Source organism: Verminephrobacter aporrectodeae subsp. tuberculatae At4, from assembly GCF_000193225.1.
In the GTDB taxonomy this organism is placed as follows: domain Bacteria; phylum Pseudomonadota; class Gammaproteobacteria; order Burkholderiales; family Burkholderiaceae_C; genus Acidovorax; species Acidovorax aporrectodeae.
Genome location: NZ_AFAL01000928.1, coordinates 1 through 509, shown reverse-complemented (window position 1 = coordinate 509; position 509 = coordinate 1). Strand labels below are relative to the sequence as shown.

The following is a 509-nucleotide window of genomic DNA, read 5'->3' as shown; positions in this document are numbered from 1 at the left end:
CGGTCTTGGCCGTCGCGTTTACCACGGCGCCGCTCACGGTGATGGCCGTTGCGCCTGCGGCGGTGTTCACCGTGAAGCCTGCGTTGCCCGCGAGCGCTGCCCCGTCCAGGGTGTTGGCTTCCGTGTACGTGAGCACCAGCTGGTTGCCGGTGACCACGGCGGTGTTGATCACCGGGGCCACGGTATCTGCTGCTGCAGGCCCGGTGGTGTTCACGGTGTAGTTGGGGCTGGTGGCATCACCCGCGCCGGCGTTGCCAGCGGCGTCGGTTACCCCGATGAACTCTACGTTGATGACATTCGACGGAGCGTTGACGTTGGCCCTGGGCGTGAAGGTGGCCGTCCAGACCGTGCGCTCGGCGTTGGCCACGGGCGCGCTCAGCGTGCCGCTTCCGCACGTGATGTCGCTGATGTCAAAGCCGTTGACGGGCTGGTTGAAGGTGAAGGTGACGGTGGTGGTCTCGCCCGTCGTGAGCGCGTAGTCGGCCAGCGTGATCCGGACCTCGAGCTCG

Annotated in this window: 1 protein-coding gene; it reads right to left on the bottom strand. The window is 67.0% G+C overall.

Annotation, left to right across the window (positions count from 1 at the left end; translation table 11 throughout):
• Positions 1-509 (bottom strand): Ig-like domain-containing protein (locus tag VTU_RS29875; RefSeq protein WP_010109420.1); only part of this gene is annotated, 509 nt, incomplete at both ends.